At 67.3% G+C, this 21,005-nt stretch carries 18 protein-coding genes; 4 read left to right on the forward strand and 14 right to left on the reverse strand.

Features of this window, described 5'->3' with window-relative positions; genetic code table 11:
* Nucleotides 1–289 precede the first annotated feature (289 nt).
* On the forward strand, nucleotides 290–1,033 hold the full coding sequence (gene mtnN / locus QU663_RS00650; RefSeq protein WP_304990616.1) for a 5'-methylthioadenosine/S-adenosylhomocysteine nucleosidase: 744 nt from the start codon (nucleotides 290–292) through the stop codon (nucleotides 1,031–1,033).
* Nucleotides 1,034–1,211: 178 nt separating this feature from the next.
* Nucleotides 1,212–1,718, forward strand: coding sequence for a low molecular weight protein-tyrosine-phosphatase (locus tag QU663_RS00655; RefSeq protein WP_021612470.1), 507 nt, complete (start codon nucleotides 1,212–1,214; stop codon nucleotides 1,716–1,718).
* Between the two features lie 170 nt (nucleotides 1,719–1,888).
* Here QU663_RS00655 and QU663_RS00660 read toward each other — a convergent pair whose 3' ends face one another.
* Complete coding sequence (locus QU663_RS00660) at nucleotides 1,889–2,836, reverse strand: endonuclease domain-containing protein (protein ID WP_034481961.1); 948 nt, start codon at nucleotides 2,834–2,836, stop codon at nucleotides 1,889–1,891.
* 506 nt (nucleotides 2,837–3,342) lie between these two features.
* On the opposite strand from QU663_RS00660, the gene QU663_RS00665 reads away from it, so the two are divergent.
* Nucleotides 3,343–4,074 carry a hypothetical protein gene (locus QU663_RS00665; RefSeq protein ID WP_232210948.1) on the forward strand — a complete coding sequence of 244 codons (732 nt, stop codon included), beginning with the start codon at nucleotides 3,343–3,345 and terminating at the stop codon, nucleotides 4,072–4,074.
* Between the two features lie 344 nt (nucleotides 4,075–4,418).
* Here the strand turns inward: QU663_RS00665 and QU663_RS00670 are convergent, their stop codons facing one another.
* The 13 genes from QU663_RS00670 to QU663_RS00730 all read right to left on the reverse strand — a co-directional run bounded on the left by QU663_RS00670 (nucleotide 4,419) and on the right by QU663_RS00730 (nucleotide 19,908).
* Nucleotides 4,419–5,753 (reverse strand): cytochrome c biogenesis protein/redoxin, encoded by a 1,335-nt coding sequence (locus QU663_RS00670; protein ID WP_021612474.1) that lies wholly within the window; start codon nucleotides 5,751–5,753, stop codon nucleotides 4,419–4,421.
* A gap of 299 nt (nucleotides 5,754–6,052) precedes the next feature.
* Nucleotides 6,053–6,730: an AAA family ATPase gene (locus tag QU663_RS00675; RefSeq protein ID WP_021612475.1), complete on the reverse strand. Its 678-nt coding sequence runs from the start codon at nucleotides 6,728–6,730 to the stop codon at nucleotides 6,053–6,055.
* Between the two features lie 2 nt (nucleotides 6,731–6,732).
* Nucleotides 6,733–7,266 carry a phosphoribosyltransferase gene (locus QU663_RS00680; RefSeq protein ID WP_021612476.1) on the reverse strand — a complete coding sequence of 178 codons (534 nt, stop codon included), beginning with the start codon at nucleotides 7,264–7,266 and terminating at the stop codon, nucleotides 6,733–6,735.
* A 321-nt stretch (nucleotides 7,267–7,587) separates the two neighbouring features.
* Nucleotides 7,588–8,091, reverse strand: coding sequence for a SprT-like domain-containing protein (locus QU663_RS00685; RefSeq protein ID WP_021612477.1), 504 nt, complete (start codon nucleotides 8,089–8,091; stop codon nucleotides 7,588–7,590).
* A 106-nt stretch (nucleotides 8,092–8,197) separates the two neighbouring features.
* The gene (locus QU663_RS00690) at nucleotides 8,198–13,402 is read right to left on the reverse strand and encodes a DUF3418 domain-containing protein (RefSeq protein WP_304990617.1); all 5,205 of its coding nucleotides are present in this window, start codon (nucleotides 13,400–13,402) and stop codon (nucleotides 8,198–8,200) included.
* Nucleotides 13,403–13,750: 348 nt separating this feature from the next.
* Nucleotides 13,751–14,701 carry an ADP-ribosylglycohydrolase family protein gene (locus QU663_RS00695; RefSeq protein ID WP_021612323.1) on the reverse strand — a complete coding sequence of 317 codons (951 nt, stop codon included), beginning with the start codon at nucleotides 14,699–14,701 and terminating at the stop codon, nucleotides 13,751–13,753.
* Between the two features lie 232 nt (nucleotides 14,702–14,933).
* Nucleotides 14,934–15,488, reverse strand: coding sequence for a DUF6301 family protein (locus tag QU663_RS00700; RefSeq protein ID WP_304990618.1), 555 nt, complete (start codon nucleotides 15,486–15,488; stop codon nucleotides 14,934–14,936).
* On the reverse strand, nucleotides 15,481–15,978 hold the full coding sequence (locus QU663_RS00705) for a DUF6301 family protein (RefSeq protein WP_304990619.1): 498 nt from the start codon (nucleotides 15,976–15,978) through the stop codon (nucleotides 15,481–15,483). Before QU663_RS00705 ends, QU663_RS00700 begins: the two co-directional genes overlap by 8 nt.
* Before the next feature lie 38 nt (nucleotides 15,979–16,016).
* The gene (locus QU663_RS00710) at nucleotides 16,017–17,579 is read right to left on the reverse strand and encodes a hypothetical protein (RefSeq protein WP_021610744.1); all 1,563 of its coding nucleotides are present in this window, start codon (nucleotides 17,577–17,579) and stop codon (nucleotides 16,017–16,019) included.
* Nucleotides 17,576–17,929 carry a hypothetical protein gene (locus QU663_RS00715; RefSeq protein ID WP_156912115.1) on the reverse strand — a complete coding sequence of 118 codons (354 nt, stop codon included), beginning with the start codon at nucleotides 17,927–17,929 and terminating at the stop codon, nucleotides 17,576–17,578. The genes QU663_RS00710 and QU663_RS00715 overlap by 4 nt, the downstream gene beginning before the upstream one ends.
* Complete coding sequence (locus tag QU663_RS00720) at nucleotides 17,920–18,405, reverse strand: YbaB/EbfC family nucleoid-associated protein (protein WP_021610742.1); 486 nt, start codon at nucleotides 18,403–18,405, stop codon at nucleotides 17,920–17,922. Before QU663_RS00720 ends, QU663_RS00715 begins: the two co-directional genes overlap by 10 nt.
* Before the next feature lie 55 nt (nucleotides 18,406–18,460).
* Entirely contained in the window at nucleotides 18,461–19,618 is a 1,158-nt protein-coding gene (locus tag QU663_RS00725) for a VIT1/CCC1 transporter family protein (RefSeq protein ID WP_021610741.1), read from the reverse strand.
* Nucleotides 19,615–19,908 carry a hypothetical protein gene (locus tag QU663_RS00730; RefSeq protein ID WP_034480128.1) on the reverse strand — a complete coding sequence of 98 codons (294 nt, stop codon included), beginning with the start codon at nucleotides 19,906–19,908 and terminating at the stop codon, nucleotides 19,615–19,617. The genes QU663_RS00725 and QU663_RS00730 overlap by 4 nt, the downstream gene beginning before the upstream one ends.
* 240 nt (nucleotides 19,909–20,148) lie before the next feature.
* Here QU663_RS00730 and QU663_RS00735 point away from each other — a divergent pair, with 240 nt between their 5' ends.
* Entirely contained in the window at nucleotides 20,149–20,991 is an 843-nt protein-coding gene (locus QU663_RS00735; protein ID WP_021610739.1) for an alpha/beta hydrolase, read from the forward strand.
* Nucleotides 20,992–21,005: the final 14 nt, after the last annotated feature.

A 21,005-nucleotide genomic window follows, 5' to 3' on the forward strand; every position in this document is an offset into this window, starting at 1 on the left:
GGGGCGAGCGCGACCCGACCCGGCCTGTCCCGGCCCCGTGGTTCCTCAACAATGTCGCATGCAATTCCCTCAGGATTATTTCAAACATTGAAATCGAGTCGTTGGAATTGCAACGTTTGTGGGCAGTGTCAAAAACTGACCTGGGGGAATTGCATGCGACTTTGGGGTGGGTGTCACCGGAAAGGGAGGGTTCCAGGCGATACCGCCGGGTGCGCCCGGCCCGGCATGCCGCGCGCCCCCGCGCGGGGCGAGCGCGACCCGACCCGGCCTCGTCCCCTACCATGGACACATGAACCTCAGCTTCCCCGCACGCCCCCGCGTCGACGCCATCATCCAAGCCGCCATGGACATGGAGGCCGCGCCCCTCCTCCACGCGCTCGCCCCCATCGGCGACGACGAAACGCCCCAGGCCGTCCTGGCCGGCACCATGAAAACCCAACGATTCGCGCTCGGCCTCCTCGACGGACGCACCGTCCTGGTCGTCACCTCCGGCATCGGCCTGGCCAACGCCGCGTCCGCCACCGGGCGAGCCCTCACCCTCGTCGACGCGCCCATCGTTATCGCCGCCGGCACCACCGGCGGGCTCGCCCGTGACATCAACGTCGGCGACATCGCCGTCGGCACCACCGCCATCTACGGGCAGGCCGACGCCACCGCCTTCGGCTACGCCATGGGCCAAGTCCCCCAAATGCCCGTCGACTACACCTCCTCCGACGCCGCCGTCGCGCGGCTCGCCCAGCTGAGCGCGCTCATCGCCCACACCGTGCGTGCCGGCGGCATCGTCTCCTCTGACTCCTTCTGCACTGAAGCCAACGTCGGCCCCATGCGCGAGCGCTTCCCTGACGCCATCGGCGCCGACATGGAAACCTGCGCGATGGCCCAAGTCTGCTGGTCCTCCGGCGTCGACTGGATCTCGTTGCGAGCAGTTTCCGACCTGTGCGGGCCCACCGCCGACCAGGCCTTCCACATGGACGGCCCCCTCGCCGCCGCCCACAGCGCCCAGGCCGTCCGCGCCTACCTGACGCTCCTCTGAGGCCGCCCGCGGCACCGCCTCCCCGGCAGCGTGCGTGCGCCTACTGCGCGCCCCTGCGCGGACGGTCTGACGCCGCGGCGCCCTGCGACCCGGAGCCACGCGCTCGCCCCCTGCGGCGCCCCGGAGCCCCGCCCCGGCCTCGTGCCTGTCTCCCCGCCCCGAACGAACGGAACCGACCATGACCCGCCCCACCCGCGTCCTGATGGTGTGCACCGGCAACATCTGCCGCTCCACGATGGCCCACGCGATCCTCGACCAGGCCGCCGCGCGCGCAGGCGTGGACGTCGTCGTCGACAGCGCCGGCGTCTCCGACGAGGAAGCCGGCAACCCCATCGACCGTCGCGCCGCCCGCGTCCTGCGCGACGCCGGGTACGCCGTGCCCGACCACCGCGCGCGCCAAATCCGCCCCGGCGAGCTAGGGGAGTGGGACCTGATCCTCGCCATGACCTCGCGACACCTCGGCGTGCTCCAGCGCCTCGCCGATCGTGCGGGGGTTGAGTACGGGGGCGCGCCGGAATCCGCGGACCTGCGCGCCGACACCCCGCGCATCTGCCTGTACCGCGACCTCGACCCCGAGGGCAGCGGCGACGTGCCCGACCCGTGGTACGGCGGCCACCAGGACTTCCTCGACACCCTCGACGTCATCGAGCGGGTCACGCCGCAGATCCTCCAGCTTCTCAGCTGACGGGTACAGCGCGCTTGGCGGGCTTCCCCCCAAAAGTCGCATGCAATTCCCCGGAGGGGTCGTTGGCGACCCTTACGAAAACCGCATGATTTCAATGGTCTGGTTTCAAATCTTGAAATAGTGGTGGGGGAATTGCATGCGACATTTTTGGGTAAGCGTGGTGTGTGGCGTCAAGATGCCCGTCCGAGGCCGTGGTGTGGCAGGTAGAGTCCGCCCAGGATCTGCAGGAAATCGATGTTTTTAGCGGCCACGCGCCCTTCCCCTGCTTCCGAGTGCGACACGAGGCTTTGGATCGCCTTCACCGATTCGGGGACCTCTCGCGCAAAGTCGCCATTCATGACGTTATCGTAGGTGAATCGAAGGACGACGTATCCGCGCCGGAGGAGTTCTCGATCCCGCTTCAGGTCCTTCTCGCGCTGTTCTTTCGAGGAATGGAAAGCCCAGCCGTCCACCTCGATGACGATGAAGCCAAGGATGATCATATCGACCTCGCCGACTCCCTCGATCCAGACTCCTACCTCCGGAGTCAGCCCCATGTCGATGAGTTGCAACCGGGCGACCGTCTCGAGGATCGAGCGTGCACGGTCAGTCGACAGGCCGATTGCCTCGCGAAGATGGGGAACTCTGCTGCCAGAAATCGGTAGTGTGAGGGTCGATATGTCGTACAAGCCGCGGTTGCGCGCGGCATCAAGCATCGGCAGTGACACCTTGAGAGGCATGCAGACGAGCACGCGCTCCAGCACCGTGCCGATACTGGCGACGTGTGTGCGTTCTTCATCGGCGCTCAGGACCGGCTCCCAGTGGATGCATACGTCGTCAAAGCGCCGGAGCTTTGAGTAGTGCATTCCGCGGCTGTGTCTGACCGACAAATGAGTCTGCGGTGGGAGTTCTCCAGTGGCAACCGGTAAGTCATAGAACTTCGCAGCGCTTACACACGAGAGGCAAGCGTTGTAGACGAAGGCTCGGACCTGGTCCAGCGTAAAGCTGTGCCTGTCGTAGATCCAGCCCCGGTAGTGACTGATGCCTGTTGGCAGCATTGAGGGAGTGAGCTCTGCATGGTGCAGGCTTGTGATTCGTGTGATTCCGTGGCGTTTACGTAGCTCTTCGTTGAGGTCCATGGACTGATTGTGCTACTTTATAACGCTTCGTGTGAGCTGTTTGAGAAATCTGTGGATAACTCAGAGATTTCGCATGCAATTCCCCGGCGCGGTCTTTTTAGGACCTCGCGAAAACCGCATGATTTCAACGATCCGATTTCAAACATTGAAAGAGTTGTGGGGGAATTGCATGCGACATTGTTGGGTAACTGAGGGCGGGGGTGTGTGCGCGAGGCTTGGGTTGGGTACGAGGCCTGGGTTGGGTTATGGAGCCTGGGGTACGAGGCTTGGGGTGGCCTGGGGCGTGTGGTTTGAGAGCGGCGCGTTGTCAAGCGTGTCTCGCCTACGGAACGAGGTTGTATGTTACTCGTGTCACGAATTATGGTGATATTGCTGGCATGTTGGTCAGTAGCTGCACGATCTGCGGTGAGTGGCCATGCGCCACAGGATTGCGCGCGCATACACGACACGAACTAAGGATGCTTATGAACGCACTGAATAAAGTCGCACGTGGCGAGCGGATGACAATGATCATTGCACTTGTCGCAGCCGTTGCCCTCGTCCTGGGCGTCGGTGGCTTCTTCATGGCGCGCACGTTCCTGACTAGCGCGGACTCGGGAACCACGGCCTCGAAGTCGAGCTCCGATTCCAACGGAGGGATGAGTGGCGACTCCTCGCCCAGCGAGGCTTCACAGGTGCCCGACACCGCGCCGCAGTCTGAGGCGGCTCCCACCCCGGAGGCCACGGCCTCGAGCATGCCCCCGTGTGAGGACGGCACCTCTGCGCCCGACGGAACCTGCCTGCACCCGGCATCGGTTCAGTGGCTCGACGACCTCCTGCCCGACCCGTCCACCGTTGATCGCAAGGATGCCGACGCAGTGTGCTCCGCCTACGTCATCACCAATCAAACGTGGGACGCGTCGCGCGACGTCACGGACGCGTTCGCGTCCATCCGCGCGAGCGTCTACGAAACGCCCGAGCTGCAGCGTAATCACACGCCGACCCCCGAGCTGGTGAAGGGGCAGGGTGAGTTCCTGCCGCTGGTGCCAAATCGCTCCCACACGACTGTCACGATTGAGAACATCGGCGTCGAAGGCAGGGAATCGACCCGCCGCGAAGGTAATGAGTGGGTGAGGCTCGTCAGCTTCACGCGCTCCTACGCGGACGACTCGCACGAGCCGGTCCGCGAGCTGGTGTTCCTGACCCTCGTCGAGCAGGAGGACGGCACCTGGGCTGTCGGTAACGCCGAGTGGCACTGATTGGCGCGAGGTCGCGTGGGACGTGGATCTGTGCAGTGGATCTGTGCGGCTGATATCCCGTGTGTCCGCCATGCTCGGCGGCCCTCGAAAGTCGCATGCAATTCTAAAATGGTAAGTTTTGGAGTCCTCTGAAAACCGCGGAATTTCAACGATGTGGATTCAAAAATTGAAATAGCGGTGGGGGAATTGCATGCGACATTTTTGGGTAACTAGCGATCAGGGCGGAAAGGCGGGGCGGAAGACCGTGTGGAGGGGCCACGAACGAGGCCGGTGTGAATGCGACGAGCCCCGCGGTGGCCGCCCGTGTGCCGTCGCGAGGCCTCGGCCGCCTCAGTCGGGCCGCCTCAGTCGGGCAGGGACGCCCCCGCCTCGGTGAGGAGAGTGCGAATCTGCTCCTCGACGCCCTTCGTGCCGCGTCCGACGGCGACGAGCTGCCCGTCCGCGCCTGCGATGTAGTGCGTGGGCCACGCGGAGGCGCCATACGTCTGGAAGTCGATCAGCTCCGGATCCAGCGCGACCGGATACGTGATGCCTAGGCGCGACACCGCGTCGGACACGACCGAGGGGTCGCGCTCGTAGGCCTGCTGGGGCGAGTGGACGCCGATCACGACCAGGCCGTAGTCCTTGTACTTCTCGTAGATGCGTTCAAGCTCGGGGATTTCGCGCTGGCAGTTCGTGCACGAGCTCGACCAGAAGTCCACGAGCGTCACGGTGCCGGTGGGCTGGCCGAGCGCGTTCATCCACTCGGTGGAGGTGAGGGCCGGCAGTGTCCCGCAGTCCTTCCCGGTGCCTCGGGCGCACTGGGCGAAGTCGCCGCGCGCCTCGACCTCCTGCTCGGGGTCGCACGCGCCGGTCTCGCAGGCCTCGTCGTCGCCCGCCTGAAGCGAGGCCGTGTAGTCCGGGATGATCCGCTGGAGTGCCGCGGGGGCGTCGGTCGCGATGCCGATCGCGAGGGCGATCATGGCGACGCCGGCGGCGATGCGCAGCGGGCGCTGCCGGGCCTTCAGGCTGGCGGCCACGCCAGACCCCGCGAGGGCGACGGCCAGCAGCGGGATCGACACGCCCACCGCGAAGGAGATGGCCAGGCCCACGATGCGCCACGTGAACTGGCCGTTGTTCGAGGCGACGATGACGGACGTGAGGACGGGCCCCGCGCAGGGCACAAAGGCTGCGCCGAGCACGAGCCCGAGGCCGAAGCCCGCGCCATCTCCCGCTGTGCGCGGCGCGATGCGCGCGAAGGGGCGCTCCAGGATTTCCATGACCTTTGGGACGATCATGCCGACGCCGACGGCCGCCAGTAGCATGATGCCGGCCCAGCGGATCGCCGTCTGTGGCAGGTGGAGCAGGCTCAGCAGCGCCGACCCGGCGACGGTGATCAGCATGAACGAGGTGACGAGGCCTGCGACGATCAGCAGGGGTCGGCGCGCGACGCTCGGCGAGTCGTCGGCGGTCTTGCGCGCGGCGACGGCGGGGGCGCTGCCTCCCCCGAGGGAAACGCCCGGCGCGACGCGGAAAAGTCCGGGGTTCACGGTGTTGGTGTCGCCTGAGGACGAGGCCGTGGCGGCGTTCGCGGTCTCCTTCCCTCCGGCGGCGCCGAGGAATAGGACGGGAAGGACGGGCAGGATGCACGGGGAGATGCCCGTGACGAGGCCGCCGAGCAGGCCAAGCAAGAGGAACATAGGTTCACCTTACTTGGAAGTGGTTGAAAATGCGCGCGACATGGTGCCTGAAGGTGTGAAAACCCTGAGGCTTGGGTTGGTATTAGTTTAATTACCCGACACCCAAAAGTCGCACGTAATTCCCTCCCGGGAATTTCAAACTTTGAAATCGGACCGTTGAAATCATGCGGTTTTCGGCCGTACTCTAAAACTGACCCGGGGGAATTACGTGCGACATTTTTGGGTAACCGAGCGCAGGCGCGGGGGCGCGGCTCAAGGAAGCGGCGCGATGCCTCGGCGCGGGTCCGGGGGCGCGGGGCCTACAGCGACAGGATGAGGTCCGCGCGGGCCTTCGTGCGCTCCACGAGGGCCATGTTCGCGGCGTCCACCGTGCGCACCCAGTGGGCCGCATCCGCGCGGTCGCGCCCGAAACTCACGTGCCGGTCGATGAGGCGCGACGCCAGCTCCTCAAACGGAGTATCGATGTAAACGAGCAGGTCGATGAGGCCGCGCACGTCCGCCCATCCGGGCAGCTCCAGCCCCAGGTAGTTGCCCTCCGTGATGACGACGCCGTCGATCTTGATGGGGAGCGAGGCGGCGACGGGTTCGTGCAGGTCGCGCCGGTAGTCGGGGGCCAGCACCACCGCGTCCCCGCGGCGCACGCGCCCCAGCAGCGCCACGTACCCGCCCACGTCGAAGGTGTCGGGCGCGCCCTTGTGGTCGGCGATCCCGCGCGAGGCCAGCACCGCGTTCGACATGTGGAAGCCGTCCATGGGGGCCAGGCCCGCGACGGGGAGGCCGGCCTCGGGCAGGGCGCGAGCCAGCTCGGCGGCGATCGTCGTCTTGCCGGTCCCGGGAGGACCGGTCAGGCCCAGCACGCGCACGGGGTCACCGAGGCGTGCGCGCTCGGCCACGGCCTCGACGATGCGCCGGGTGATCGACGAGGCCTGGGCGCGTTCGGGGGAGACGGCCCGTGGTCCTGGGTCCTCCCGTTTCATGCTCACGGCTTGATGACGGGCAGCGTCGACCAGGGGAAGTTGATCCACTTATCGGTGAAGGCCCACACGTAGTCGGGCTCGATGATGGACACCGGCTTCTTGTAGATGACCGCGCTGCGCGCCTCGACGCGCACGGCGGCGGAGCCATCCAGGGACAGGCCGTGCTCGTCGATGAGGTCCATGACCATCTTGAGGGTCTTGCCGGAGTCGGCGACGTCGTCGACGACGAGGACGCGCTTGCCGTCCATCGCGGAGACGTCCATGAGCGGGGGAAGCAGCATGGGCTCGTCGAGGGTTTCACCGATGCCGGAGTAGAACTCGACGTTCATGGTGCCGATCGCCTTGACGTCCATCGCGTAGGCGATGGCGCCGGCCGGGATGAGGCCGCCGCGCGCGATGGCGACGATCAGGTCCGGCACCCACCCGGAGTCAATGATCTGCTGGGTGAGCTCGCGAGATGCGTCGCCGAAGCCCTGCCATGTGAGGACTTCGCGGTCGGGAGCGGTGCTGGCGTCGGGGCTGGCGGTGGTACCCATGGCTTCCTTCTCTCGGGGGGTGTTGGGATCAAGGGTATCCCCGGGGGGTGTGTGTCTGCTCGCCTTTGGCTGTGTTCGGCCCTGTGACGTGGGCAGACGCACGCCGCGGGCGGCTTTCCGGCCCCGGCTGGCCCCTCCCCAAAACTCGCACGTAATTTAACTTGGTCAGTTTTTGAGTATGGCTTAAAACGTTGCAATTCCAACGGCTAGAGTTCAAAGTTTGAAAGAGTGATGGGGGAATTACGTGCGACGTTTTTGGGTAACCGGCACCATGGTTGGACTCCGTTGGCGCCGGCCCTAGCGCCGGCCCTGGCGCCGGCCCTAGCGGCGGAGCGCGGCGAGCTCGCGCTCGTAGACGCGACCGGGCGAGGCCGCCTTCCCCCGGTGCTCCCACGTGAGGATCAGTGCGGGGTCGAAAGCACGCGAGCACATCCCGCACGAGGAGACGCGCCGCGGCGCCCTGTAGAGGCGACGCTTGGCCCCGCAGCGCGGGCACGTGCCCACCCAGGGCGCGTCCGGGGCGGGGAGGGAGGAAGACAATCGCGCGGAGTCAGGCGCGCCGAGGGCTCGGGCTGCCCGCTTCCACGCGGCGTCGTGCCCGTGGGCGGGGCCGACGAGGGCGTGGGCGATCTCGTGCAGGATGACGCCCCGGATCGTGGTCGCGTCGTACAGGTCGGTGAGCGGTCCGGACAGGCTGATCGTGCGCGTGGAGTGCGTGCACGCCCCGGCCCGCCGCTTGGCGTGGTCGAAGCGGAAACGCCAGTCGGCCAACCCCGCCGCGTCCATGAGGGAGCGGGCGAGGACGCGCGCCTCCTCCCGCTTCATCGCGCCTCCGCGAGCACACCGAGCGCTCCGAGCGCTCCGAGCGGGCGCCTCGTGGTGGGAACGCTCAGGCGTGGGGTGAACAAGGAGACGCGACGCTTGTCCCGCTTCATCGCGCCCCCGCGAGGACGCCGAGCAGGCGCTTCATGGAGACCTTGTTGGGGGTTCCCAGGGTCTGGGCGAACATGGAGACGCGCAGCTCCTCGGCCATCCACCGCGCCTGCGTGAGCGCGGCGGCGCTGCGGGCCTCGTAGGGGCGTCGCTCCAGGGCCTGCCGCGTGGCGGCGATGTCGGCCTCGGCCTGGTGGATGCGGTCCATGTCCTCCAGGTCGCGCCCCAGCGCCCCGGGCGAGGAGGCGGCGCGCTCGATGCGCACGGCCCCGGCGCGCAGGTAGCGGGCCAGGTGCGGCAGCGCGGAGGCGGGAGTGGCGGACACGAAGCCCTCGTAGAGCAGGGTCCGCCCGTGCGCCGCGACGTCGCGCGTCGTCTCCTTGAGCGAGGCCTGGGGGTGGGAGCGCACCGCGGCGTCGGCCTCGGCGCTGGCCTCCAGCGCCCGCACGACGTGGGAGAGGATCTGGTAGACGCGGTCCTCGTGGGCGTCGCGCGCGGCCGCGACGAGGGTTTCGAAGGCCTCGGGGTCGCGCACGTTTGCGGGGGTGCTGAGCTCGTCGACGAGGGCCAGGGCTGAGGCCAGCTGCGCGTCCGCGACCAGGGCGGCCGTGTCCGCGTAGGGGGAGGCCGCCAGCATGAGGGCCTCGCGGCCCGTCCACCGCGTGGTGACGCGGTTCGTCGCCAGGGCGACGCGGGTGAGCAGCAGGCGGGCGAGGCCGGCGCGGTGCTCGCGGTCGGCCTCGGCGGCGCTGGCCATGACGCGCACGCCTGCCGCGGGGGCCGCGGCGCTGCCCTGGGGGACCAGCGCGGGGAAGGCCCGCAGGGTCATCGCGCCCGAGGTCTGGGTGATCGAGCGCGGCAGCATCGGCATCTCGGCGATGGCATCCGCGTGGAACGCCGGGTTCGGCGCGGGGGCCGAGGCCTGGGCCGCGTCGCGGGGGCCGGTGCCCGTCGCGGTCGCGCCGTGAGCCGGAGTGGAGGGACTCTCCCCACCGGGCGATCCCGTGGAGGTGTCGGTGGGGGAGGGTGCTCCACTCGCGGTGTTGTTCGCGCCGGTGGCAGCCTTCCTTGAGGTGCCGCGCCCGCGCTTGTTCCTGCGCGCCTGCTTCTCGCTGGCCTCCTCGAGGGCGGCGCGAACGGCCGTGCGCACCGCCTTGTTCGCGTCGCTGGCGAGGGAACGCTGCAGGTAGGCCAGGTCCTTGCCCGAGCCCAGCTCACGCCCCGAGGCGTCCGTGACGACGAAAGTCATGCGCAGGTGGTCGGGCAGGTGGGCGCGCGCGTGCGCCAGGTCCGCCTCGCTCAGGTCTACGCCGCGCAGGACGCGCACCGCGTGGGCGAGGGCATCCAGGACGGGGCCGTCGGTGAGCGTGCGGCGCGTGGAGGCACCTGCGGCGGGGGTGCCGGAGGCGCTGGCCGGCGTGGCCGCGCCCGATGCGACGGCTCCCGCGTGACTCCCAGTGCCGACGAGCGCGCCGGTCGTGGGATTCGTGCCCGGCTGCGCCGCTGCGCCCGTCGCGCCCGCGCCGGTCGCCTCGCCCGCGCTCGCTCCCGCCGAGGCCTGCTGTGCGGTGGCCTTCTGCGCGCCCTTCTTGGAGGCCTTTGCGGGAGAATTGCGCGTCGAGACTCGGCCTGAGGTCGCGCCCCACGCGGCCAGGCGTCCCATCGCGGCGTCCAAGCTCAGCGGGTCCGGCTCGTCGGCTTGGGCGGCTTTCTGGCCGCCGCGCTTTCCAATGCTGCCGCCCGCCCGGGCACCCGTCCTGGCCTCGCCCGCGTGCGCATCCGCTGACGCCACCACGGCCTCGGCCGGCTGGTCGCCCGCCTGTTCGATCCACCGCGCCACCGACGCGGCCACGTCCGGCGCGGGGGCCAGCAGGCGGCGCACGCCCTTGGGCAGTGCGCGGATCGCCTCGGTCAGCAGGTCCTCGCGCATGCCGGGCACCAGCCAGTCCGTGCCCGCATCGCTCACGCGCTCGAGCACTTCGATCGGGATGCGCATCGACACGCCGTCACGCGGGCTGCCCGGCGCGAACTCGTAGCTGAGCGCCAGCGACAGGTCGCCGCACTGCCACCGGTCCGGGAAGCCCTCGCCCGACGTCGCCTCGCGCGGCATCAGCAGGGACGCCGGGTAAATGAGTAGGTCCGGGTGAGAGCGGCGCTCGTCCTTCCACCAGCGGTTGAACGCCGCCGCGCTGGTCACGTGCTCGGGGATCAGGTCGTCGAAGAAACGGAAGCGCGCCTGCTCGTCCGCGACGAGGCCGTGGGTGCGGCTCCGGCGCTCAACCTCGCGGGCCTGCTCCACCAGGGCCTCGTTTCGGCGCTGAAAACCGTGCCTCTCCCTCCACTGGCCATCCACCAGGGCGTTACGTATGAACATCTCGCGGGCCAGCTCGCGGGCCGTCGTCCCCTCGCGCGCGGCCGCCAGCTCCTCGAAATGACGCGGCTCAAACGACCCCGACGATAGGGGATCCTTCGACGCCGACACCAAGCCGGCCGCCAGGGCCTCCAGCGACCCCGCGCGCGGAGCGTGAGAGCGCGAGGCGGCCACGGCCTCGTCGATGACCAGGTCGCCCAAGCGCCCCAGCAGCACCTCGCGGTCCGCCGCCAGCGTCAACCCGTAGAGGGTCACGCGCTCGCGGACCATCGCCGCGCCCTTGCCGACCGACCAGAACGGCTCCGAATACGAGCGCTTGAGCAGGCCGCGCGCCGCCGGCTCCACCCACTCCGGGCGGATGCGGGCCACCGTGCGCGCGAACAGGCGCGAGGTCTCCACGAGCTCCGCGGTCATCACCCACGCGGGGTGGCCGCTCACGCCCGACCCCGGCCAGATCGTGAAGTGCGTGCCGCGCGCGCCCTCATAGTCGCGCCTCGTCTCATCCCATGAGCCCAGGTAGGACAGCAGGCCGACCAGCAGCGAGCGGTGCACCTGGTCCGCGTCCACGGAAGCCGGCCCCTGCCCGTAGGCCAGGACCGCGCGCACGGCCGCGTCCTGGGCGCCGCCGAAGCGGGCGGCCTCCACGACGTCGCCCGTCGACGGCTCTCCCACCGGCCCCACGCCGATTCCGAGCGCGCGGGCCATCTGGCGCAGCTGGCCGACGACGTCGCGCCATTCGCGCCACCGCAGGTAGTGGAAGAACTCCGCGCGGCACAGGCGCCGGAACGCCGAGCCCGACAGGTCGCGCGCCTGCACAGCCAGGTAGCGCCACAGGTTCAGGTAGGTGATGAAGTCCGAATGGGGGTCCGCCAGGCGCGCGTGCGAGGCGTCCGCCGTGCCCTGATGCTCGGCCGGGCGCTCGCGCACGTCCTGGATCGACAGCGCCGCCACGATGACGAGGACCTCCGAGGCGCAGCCCAGGCGCTCGGCCTCCAGCAGCATGCGCCCCAGGCGCGGGTCGATCGGCAGGCGCGCCAGGTCCCGGCCGATCCCGGTGAGCCTGTACTGGGACGAGGCCGGGGCCGCGTCCGGCTGCTCAGCGTCCCGGGCTGTGGGCGCGGTGCCCGAGGCATCCTGATCCGCGCGGGTATCCCGCGCGTTGCCTGCGTCGCGTGTACCGCGTTCGTCGCGTGTACGGGAACGGTCGCCACGGCCTCGGCGCTCCTGAGGCTCGCCGGACGCGAGCGCGCCGATCTCCACGAGGAGGGCGACGCCGTCGCGGACCGCGCGCCGATCCGGGGCATCCAGGAAGGGGAAGTCCTCGACCGCGCCCAGGCCCAGGGACGCCATCTGCAAGATGACGCTGGCCAGCGACGTGCGCAGGATTTCCGGCTCCGTGAAACGCGGGCGCGAGAGGTAGTCGGCCTGGGAGAACAGGCGGATCGCCACGCCTTCGGCGACTCGACCGCATCGGCCCGCGCGCTGGTTCGCACTCGCCTGGCTGACCGGCTCGATCGGCAGGCGCTGCACCTTCGTCTTATTGGAATAGCGGGAAATGCGCGCCAAACCCGGGTCGATCACGTAGCGGATGCCCGGCACCGTCAGCGACGTCTCCGCGACGTTCGTCGCTAGGACCACGCGGCGCAGCCGGTGCGGCTCGAACACGCGATGCTGCTCAGCCGCCGTCAGCCGCGCGTACAGGGGCAGGATCTCGATGTCGTCGGGGCGTGCGCCCTTGTCGTCTCCCGCGCGCCGGCCTCGTCCCTTCAAGTGATCGAGGAGGGCCGCCTCCGTGTCGCGGATGTCGCGCTCGCCGGGCAGGAAGACCAGGATGTCGCCGTCGCCCTCCGCGCTCAGCTCGTCCACCGCGTGGCAGATCGCGGTCTCCACGTCGATGTCCTCGCCCATGCCGTAGCCCAGCGTCGCCAGCTCGTCGTCCGGGTCCTCCAGGACCAACTGCATGGGGCCGGACTCGGTGACGTCAGTGGTCTCGATGACCTCGACGGGTTTCTCCGCCTGCGCGGGCGAGGCCTCGGACGTGTACGACGAGGGCGTCGTCGGGCCGAGGGGACGGTAGCGGATCTCCACCGGGTACGTGCGGCCCGACACCTCGATGACCGGCGCGGGCTCGATGAGGCGGCCCGAGCCGGGCGTGCCCTCCCACGTGCCGAAATGGCGCGCGAAACGGTCCGAGTCGATCGTCGCCGAGGTAATGATGACCTTCAGGTCGGGGCGCGCGGGCAGCAGGCGCGCCACGTAGCCCAGGATGAAGTCGATGTTCAGGCTGCGCTCGTGGGCCTCGTCGATGATGAGCGTGTCGTAGCGGCGCAGCATCGGATCCGACTGGATTTCCGCCAGCAGAATGCCGTCCGTCATGAGCTTGACGAGGGTCGTGGGGCCGATCTCGTCCGTGAAACGCACCTGGTATCCGACCACCTGGCCGCGCTCGCGGCCCACGGTCTGGCCCAGCTCGTGGGCGATGCGATCCGCGACGGAGCGCGCCGCGAGCCTGCGCGGCTGGGTGTGCCCGATCATGCCGGCCACGCCGCGGCCCAGCTGCATGCAGATTTTCGGCAGCTGCGTCGTCTTGCCCGAGCCCGTCTCGCCTGACACGATGACCACCTGGTGGTCGCGGATGGCGCGCGCGATCTCGTCGCGCCGGGCGCTCACCGGCAGATCCGGGAAGGAGATCACCGGGATTGCCGCCGCACGCTCGGCGAGCTGCTCCGGCGTGAACGGCTTGAAGGGGCGCGCGTGCTGGCGGCGGCCCGCGCGCGGTCGCGTGCGCGCGGGCTGGGAGGAGCGGGGCGTGGCGGAGCGGGAGTCAGGCATGATAGCGCCAGTCTAGTCGCTCGACATGCCGGTCGAGCGGCGCGCGGCTGGTGGGGGTCGAGTAGGTCGGAAGGGGCTCAGACCCCAAAAGTCGCATGCAATTCCCTTGGGTCAGTTTTTGAGTGCGGCTTAAATCCGCATGATTTCAACGGTCTGATTTCAAATGTTGAAGTAGGTGCGAGGGAATTGCATGCGACATTGTTGGGTAATTGTTGGGTGTGGGTTGACGAGGTGTGGGTGCAGCGGGCGGTGAAGCGACGACGCGGGGGCATCGCCGGCAGCACGAGAGAGATCAGGTCGCGCCCGCCGCATCGTGGAGGGTGCCAGTCAGCCTGAGGGAGCCTCGCCCTACAGGTCCTCGTCGAAGCGCGTGAGAGGCTCCTCGAGGTGCAGGTCCACGAGGGCGCGGGCCAGCGCGTCGATCTCCTCGCCCTGATACAGCGTCGACCTCCACGAGGCCGGGATGGCCTCGACCCCGAAGTATGCGCCGCCGAGCTGCCCGTAGATCGCGGCGTTCGTGTCCGAGTCGCCGCCCATGTTGGCGATCGCCAGGGTCGCATCCTTGAAGGACGGGAAATCCAGGAGGCCGTGAACAGCGAGGCGCAGGCCGTGCACGATGTAACCGCTGGTCTCTGACTCCCACGAGGCGCGCTCGGCGGGGTCCGTGCTGATGACGCGCGCGGCCATCTCGTCGAAGGCGGGGCCCGTTGAGGCCCAGCCGACGTTGATGATGTGCTCCGGCGCCCAGCCGAGGAGGGCACCCACGAGGAGGGCAGCGAAGACCTCGGTGCCTGCCTCGGCCTCGACCGAATAGTGGGTCTCCCGCGCGCTCAGTCCAGCGGTGACGACGATCTCGCGGATTTCGCGGTGCTCGAAGCCGGCGATGACGACGGGCGCCAGGCGCATGATCGCGCCGTTACCGGCACGGTTCGAGCGCTCGGCGGTCACCGGCACACGCTGTTCGTGCTCAAAATCGAACAGCGCGGCACGCACCTGGCCACCGATATCGAAACACCTGTCCGTCGACGAACGGTAACCCTTCGAAAACCAACGCTGGTAGCGCTCCATCACGTCAAAAGAGTCATAGTGGCCCATCGCCAGCAGGGAATCCGCGATGCACAGCGCCATCGACGTGTCATCCGTCCACTGCCCGGGCTTCAACAGGAAGGGGCCGCCACCCACCATGTCCGTGATCGGCTTGAAGGTACCTGCGACCTTGAACTCATTCGTGGTGCCCACTGCGTCGCCGACAGCCAGGCCCATGAGAGCGCCGCGCGCCCGAGAAAGAAAATCCGTCATCCCCACAGTGTGCCACAGGATGCACTTCAACGGATTTCTGGCCTCGTCCCCCAGGAGCGCTCTGGCTTACCGACAAATGTCGCACGTAATTCCCTTTGGTCAGTTTTTGAGTGCGGTCGAAAACCGCATGATTTCAACGGTCCGATTTCAAAGTTTGAAAGAGAGGTGGGGGAATTACGTGCGACATTGTTGGGTATATGTTGGGTGTGAGCACATGGAACGTCAGGATTCGTTACTCACGTTCCCAGTCTTCCAGTTCGCCGCGGGCTTTGCGGTCGAGGAAGTCGAGCAGATTACCCGTCTCCGAAGGAGAGTTCAGAGATAGTGTGATCTTGTCTGCGGCGCCGCCGAGGAAGTAGAGGATTTTATCATGGGAGATAAGCTCAACGCAGGACTTATCGAATGTTCTTTTGCTGGCCAGTCGGTTCTGGAGGCGTTGTTCAAGGTATTCATTGTAGTAGGAATACGCTTTGTCGCATTGCTTCTTGTCGTGTGGGTCTAGGTGCGCTGCGAGATAGAACATAAGACCTGCGACGCCGCCGAAGGTGTTGTAAACAATGTAGGAAGATGATCGTTCGGGAATGACGTCGGAGGTGAAGAGCAGGCTTTCTCTGGGGTCGGGAGTCCACCCGAAATGATCGCGGAAGGCCGCGGCGTCTGCCCGGCTGGCGGGCCACGTCAGAGACTCCCACGCGTCGAGGATCTCGTTCAGGCGCGACAGCGTCATCATGCGCGCCCCCTCGGGCGTGACACGCACATGCTCGGGATTTAACGGCGTGTTACTCACGTTCCCAGTCTTCCAGTTCGCCGCGGGCTTTGCGGTCGAGGAAGTCGAGCAAGTTACCCGTCTCCGAAGGAGAGTTCAGAGATAGTGTGATCTTCTCACCTCCATCTCCAATGCGATAGTAAAGGTTGTCGCTTGTGAATAATCGGATTCCTGATTCGCGTGAACCCGTTTTATTCTGTAGCCTCTCGCCGAGGTGTTTGATGATGTGATTGAGGTAGAACGAAAGAGTGTCGTCGAATTGTGACGTGTCGTGTGGGTCTAGGTGCGCTGCGAGATAGAACCTGAGGCATGCGACGCCGTCGAAGGGAGTGTAGACGATGAAGGAGGATGACCGTTCGGGTACGACGTCGGAGGTGAAGAGCAGGCTTTCTCTGGGGTCGGGAGTCCATCCGAAACGATCGCGGAAGGCCGCGGCGTCTGCCCGGCTGGCGGGCCACGTCAGAGACTCCCACGCGTCGAGGATCTCGTTCAAGCGCGACAGCGTCATCATGCGCGCCCCCTCGGGCGTGACACGCACATGCTCGGGGTTCAACCGTGTCTGATCCATGGGGTGTCCCCTCTTCCGGCCGCGTCGGTCCACGCGGCAATCTTCGCATCAATATTATCCATGTGGTGCGGCGCGAGCGTGATCGGAGTCGTCGTGAAGCGAATCTTCTCCGGATCCGCGGTGCGCGTGAACGACACGTCTGAGTGCAGGGTCATGCGCCCCGTCTTGATGTCGTGCCAGACATCCTGGTTCATCGACATTAGTTCGTGGAACGACGTGTCGGTGCCCAGGCGGTCGCCGATATAGGCAGCAGAACCCTGACGTACCCGTACCCCGTCCACGGAATACGTGCCCATCCGGGCCCCTCCTCCCTTCGATTCGCCGATGTGAAACTCCGTTCCCGAATAGTGAATCGCAAAATCGTCAAGACGTCCGGCACCCGTCCCGGGGCCGCCCAGGCCCAGGTTGTAGATGCCCCGCTCGTGCCACGCGTGATCGAGCCCCGCATGCCCCATCCGCTCCGCCGCATAGCGCGCACCATTGCGCGACGAGGTCAGACCTAAAGACATTTGCTGCATCTGAATGAGCTCAAAATCGTCAACGCCCTGTCGATCCAGTTTATCGAGGGTCCGTTGAATCTGGTCGGCATTCCCCGCAGAAGGCGGCAGGTCGTACCGCGCGAGCCGCTCGGCCAGAGAAGGCTGAAGTTCACGCGCGGTCGTCAGATTCACCTGTCGGATCGTCTCCAGCTCATCGAGCACCTGGGCGGTATACGCGGCGTCGGCGTAGGAGTTCGTGAAATGACCCCTCTCCACGACGTGCAGGCCATTCTTCCTGCGTCGTATCCACATCCCAGACGGAATGATCGCCGCGAGCGACGTGTCGGGAGCCTTCTTCAGCAGGTTCGTGATGGACTCGAGGATGCCTCGAGCATCATGCAGGTGAGAGACAAGATTCTTCGCCGAAGTGACGACACCTGTGACGCTGTCCGTCAATGACGTGACAGCTGCGCCAACCTTGATCTGAATTTGAGCAACGACACCGCCAGACGCCAAACCAACCGTGCCGACGATCTCGATGATCGCGCTGGCTAAGGTTCCAATGATCTCAGCGAGAACATCGCGGACGAGATCGTGAACCGCGCTGACAACCCCCGACAGAATAGAATACGCGGTCGCAACCGCCTCCAACGCCTGAGCGCCCGAACGGAGCGCTCCGACCGTTGAGGCGGACCGCGATCGAAAGGTGCTCGCGGTCAATCCTTCGAATTCTCCCACGAGCGCCTGCGTGCGCGACTCGAGCTCATCGGCTCGCTGCGCCACCGCTGCAGCACACGCCAACCACGACTGGCCGTCAGCCTGGACGGCATCACCGTTCCCAGCGAGATCATCAAGCCAACCTTTGAGCGGCTCGAAATGCTCCAGCAAAAAGGAAGCGCCCCAGCCAATGAGCGTCCCAATCGGGTCGACCATCATCCCCACGACATCCCCGACGACGGCCAGCCCCGATAAACCCGTTCCTAGCCATGAGCCCGACGACATGGACTTATTGAGCCCATCCAAGTCCTCTAGGAGGCCCGAACCTGCTAGCTCTTCCGTGCTCACGGCATCAGCGTCCTTCCAGCCATGCCACGACGACCCTGTGCGGCATCCCGAATTGCTTGAGCTGAGGATTCCTCACACTCCTCGAAGCTCTGAACGGCTTTGATCAGCCCGTCTCCATCTTTCGTTGCTCCAGAAGCTGCTTCCTCCACCATGGAGCGCACCCACCGGCGAACAAGACCCAGCGGGCCTGTGACAAGCGGTCCAACCAACAGGCCGAGGGCCGCATCATTGCAACCGGCATCCACGCCAACGACCGACGACTTCACGTCGTCGCCGGCGCTTTGCGACTCGCGTGCCGCTGCACGCGCTTTCTCGAAGTCAAGGGAGATGTCCGCCATGGTCAGTGCCACTCCCTGCGGATACCAGGATTGCGCAGTATCCCGAAACGATCAATCGGTCGGCTCTCGCGCTCCCCGGCGTCTTGCTCCCGTGCCGACCCATAACGCGCGACCAATGCCTGTGCGCCCGGGTCTGACTCGCCGTAAGCATCAACGGCGGCGTCGGCTACCTGGGCGCCAGCGCTCGATTGGGCCGCCTTCCAGGCCTCAATGACCAAACGCCCCACGGCCTCGTCCCCGTCAATGAGCACCCGAAGCGGGCAACCGGAGGCGTCGACCGTCACGTTGACGCGGCCAGACGCATCCTCACCCTGTCCGCGCACCGTCTCCCGGAGCTCAAGGAACGTTGCGGCCTTCTCCGCGAGGCGCTGAGCTTTTCGCGCCGAACGGCGCACGTTGGCGGCGGCCTCATCGAAAGCAGACAAGTCCGGCGTGCCATCCCCACCCGGGTCACTCTGGCTTGCTGCATCGGGGCGATAGGTAACCATTCGGTCAAGCTACCCCCCCCGAAGGCAACCTGTCAAACTCTGAGCGACCGCCCTGCTAGGAAACCGAGGTGCCGAACAGCAAGCCCAGCAGGTAGGTGACGCCCGCGGCGCCGTAGCCCACGACAAGCTGACGCAGCGCGCGAGGCGTCGGGGACTGGCCCGACAAGATGCCGACCACGCCGCCCGTGAACAGCAGGGCCACGCCCACAATCGCAGCCGCGACCGCGATCGCCGTCAGGCCCGTCAGGCCCACAATATAGGGAATCAACGGGAAAAATGCGCCCGTCGCGAAGAAACAGAACGACGACAACGCGGCCTTCATGGGCGTGCCCACCTGGTCGCCCGCACCATCCGACTCGGGGCTGCCGCCGAGGGCGGCGCGCACCGCGATCGCGCCGGACTCTCCGGTCGCCGGCTTGGCGAGACGCGCGAAAACCTGCCTCGCGTGCCGCTCGGCCTCCTCCTCGCTCTCCCCGCGCGCACGGAACACAAGCGCCAGCTCGTTCGCGTCCACATCCAGGTCCGGCACTGCCTGATGCGCGTCCGGGGCGGGGATCGAGGCGTCGAGCAGCTCGCGCTGACTGCGCACGCTCACCCACTCGCCGGCAGCCATCGACAAGGCGCCCGCGAGCAGGCCCGACACGCCCGTCAGCAACACGACGTGCGGCTCCATGCCCGTCGCCGCCACGCCCAGCACGAGAGCCAGGTTCGACACGAGGCCGTCGTTCGCGCCAAAGACCGCCGCGCGGAACGTGCCCGCCAGGGTCTCGCGGGACTTCGCAGCCAGGGAACGGATGACCTCGGCGTGAATGTACTCGTCTGCCTGCATGTGCGCCGGCACGTCATCATCCACGTCGCGAGCGGAACGCTGCTCCGCGCGCTGGGCCATCGCCAGAATGAAAATCGTGCCAAAAAGATGCGCGAGGACCGCCGCGGCACGCGTGCGCAGCGGCGGCTTCGGGGCGGGCAGGGCCCGCTCACCCAGGCGCGCCAGCCAATACTCCTCGTGGCGGCGCTCCGCCTCCTCCAACTGCAGCAGGACCGCGCGCTCCTCGCCCGTCCGGCGCTCCGACAGGTCACGGTAGGTGTGGGCCTCCATGCGCTCCTCAGCCAGGTGCTTGCGCCAGCGCTTAATCTGCTCGCGCGTCGGCTCCCGGTCTTCGGCCGCGTGATCCGCGTTCACTGCCGAGGCCTCGTTCCCCTGCGCGCTCACCGCTGAGGCGAGGCGGGGGCGGGCTGCGCGTCAACCGTCGTCGGCGAGGCGGGGGCGCCAAAAAGGCGTTCCTTCACCGCATCGGCAACCTTATCCGTCACCTGCTCGCCGCCCGCGCGCACGAAATCCGACACCTTCTGGCCCGCAGCGTCCAGGGGGCGGGCCACGACCGGGAAACGACGCACCTTCGAGGCGCCAGCGCGGATCTGCTCGTAGCGCTCACGCCCGGCGCGGGCCCCCAGCACGTATCCGATGCCAACTCCGATGAGGATCCCGGTCTTGGTTCCCATATCTGTCCTTCTCTCGCTGCGTGGGGCGGCGCCCGCGGTCCGCCGGGCGTTCTCGCGCAGGCGTTCCCACCGGCGCACAATCACCCTCATCTTAGTGCCGGGCCATGCTCGCTCGCACGCCCCTGACGCGGGGTGGAGATTTCTCTCGGAAACCTAGCCCAGGCCTCGTTCCCTTGTCACATATGTGCACACCGTGGTCTCCCCTTCACGGAGGGTGATGGAAAGCGCTATGTTTAATGCGTGAGCCAGATAACGATTCAGACGCCCCGGGGAGTGTCCATCACCGGGACATTCACGCGTCCTGTGGACTGCCGCGACGCCGCGGTGATCTTTTCTCACAGCTTTTTGTCGGACCGTCACGCATCGGGGATGTTCGATGCGCTCGGTCGCGCGATGCGTCGCGCCGGCTACGCCACCCTCGCCTTCGACTATTCCGGGCACGGCGAATCCGGCGATGAGATCATCACCTTCGACCCGCTCATCGAGGACTTTCGCTCCGCCTCCGGCTGGCTGGCCGACCAGGGGTTCACACGCCAAATCTGCGTCGGCCACGAGTTCGGCGCCACCGTCGCCCTGCGCGCCCGCCCGTCCGCCGTGCAGACCTACGTGCTCGTCTCGCCGGTCCTCGGCCCGCTGTCCTACGACTGGAATCTCGTGTTCTCCGACGTGCAGCTCTCCGACCTGGAACGCCACGGCACCACCACCATCCCCAACGACTCCGAGTCCGTGCGCCGTCACTTCACGATCAACAAGGCCACCCTCGCCGACATGTCCATGGTGTCCGGCGAGAAGGCCTTGCACGGCATCGACGTGCCCATTCTCATCACACACGACGCCTTCGACGAGGAAACCGGCCTGCTCGACCGCACGCGCGAGGCCTTCCACCTGCTGCCCGACGGATCCGTCGTCGACATGACCGCGCCGCCCGTCGGTGTCGTCGGCGAGTACACGCCCATCGACGGCGTTCCCGTCGCCGACGAGGCCGTGGATCGCGCCCTGGCCGCCTCAGGTTCCGCGCACCTGCCCGCGCTGCCCGACGTCGCCGTGCGGTGGGTCAGCCGCTGGGTGCCAGCAGGCCGGTAGCTGCCCGGTGGGCT

It is taken from the genome of Schaalia sp. HMT-172, from assembly GCF_030644365.1.
In the GTDB taxonomy this organism is placed as follows: Bacteria; Actinomycetota; Actinomycetes; order Actinomycetales; family Actinomycetaceae; genus Pauljensenia.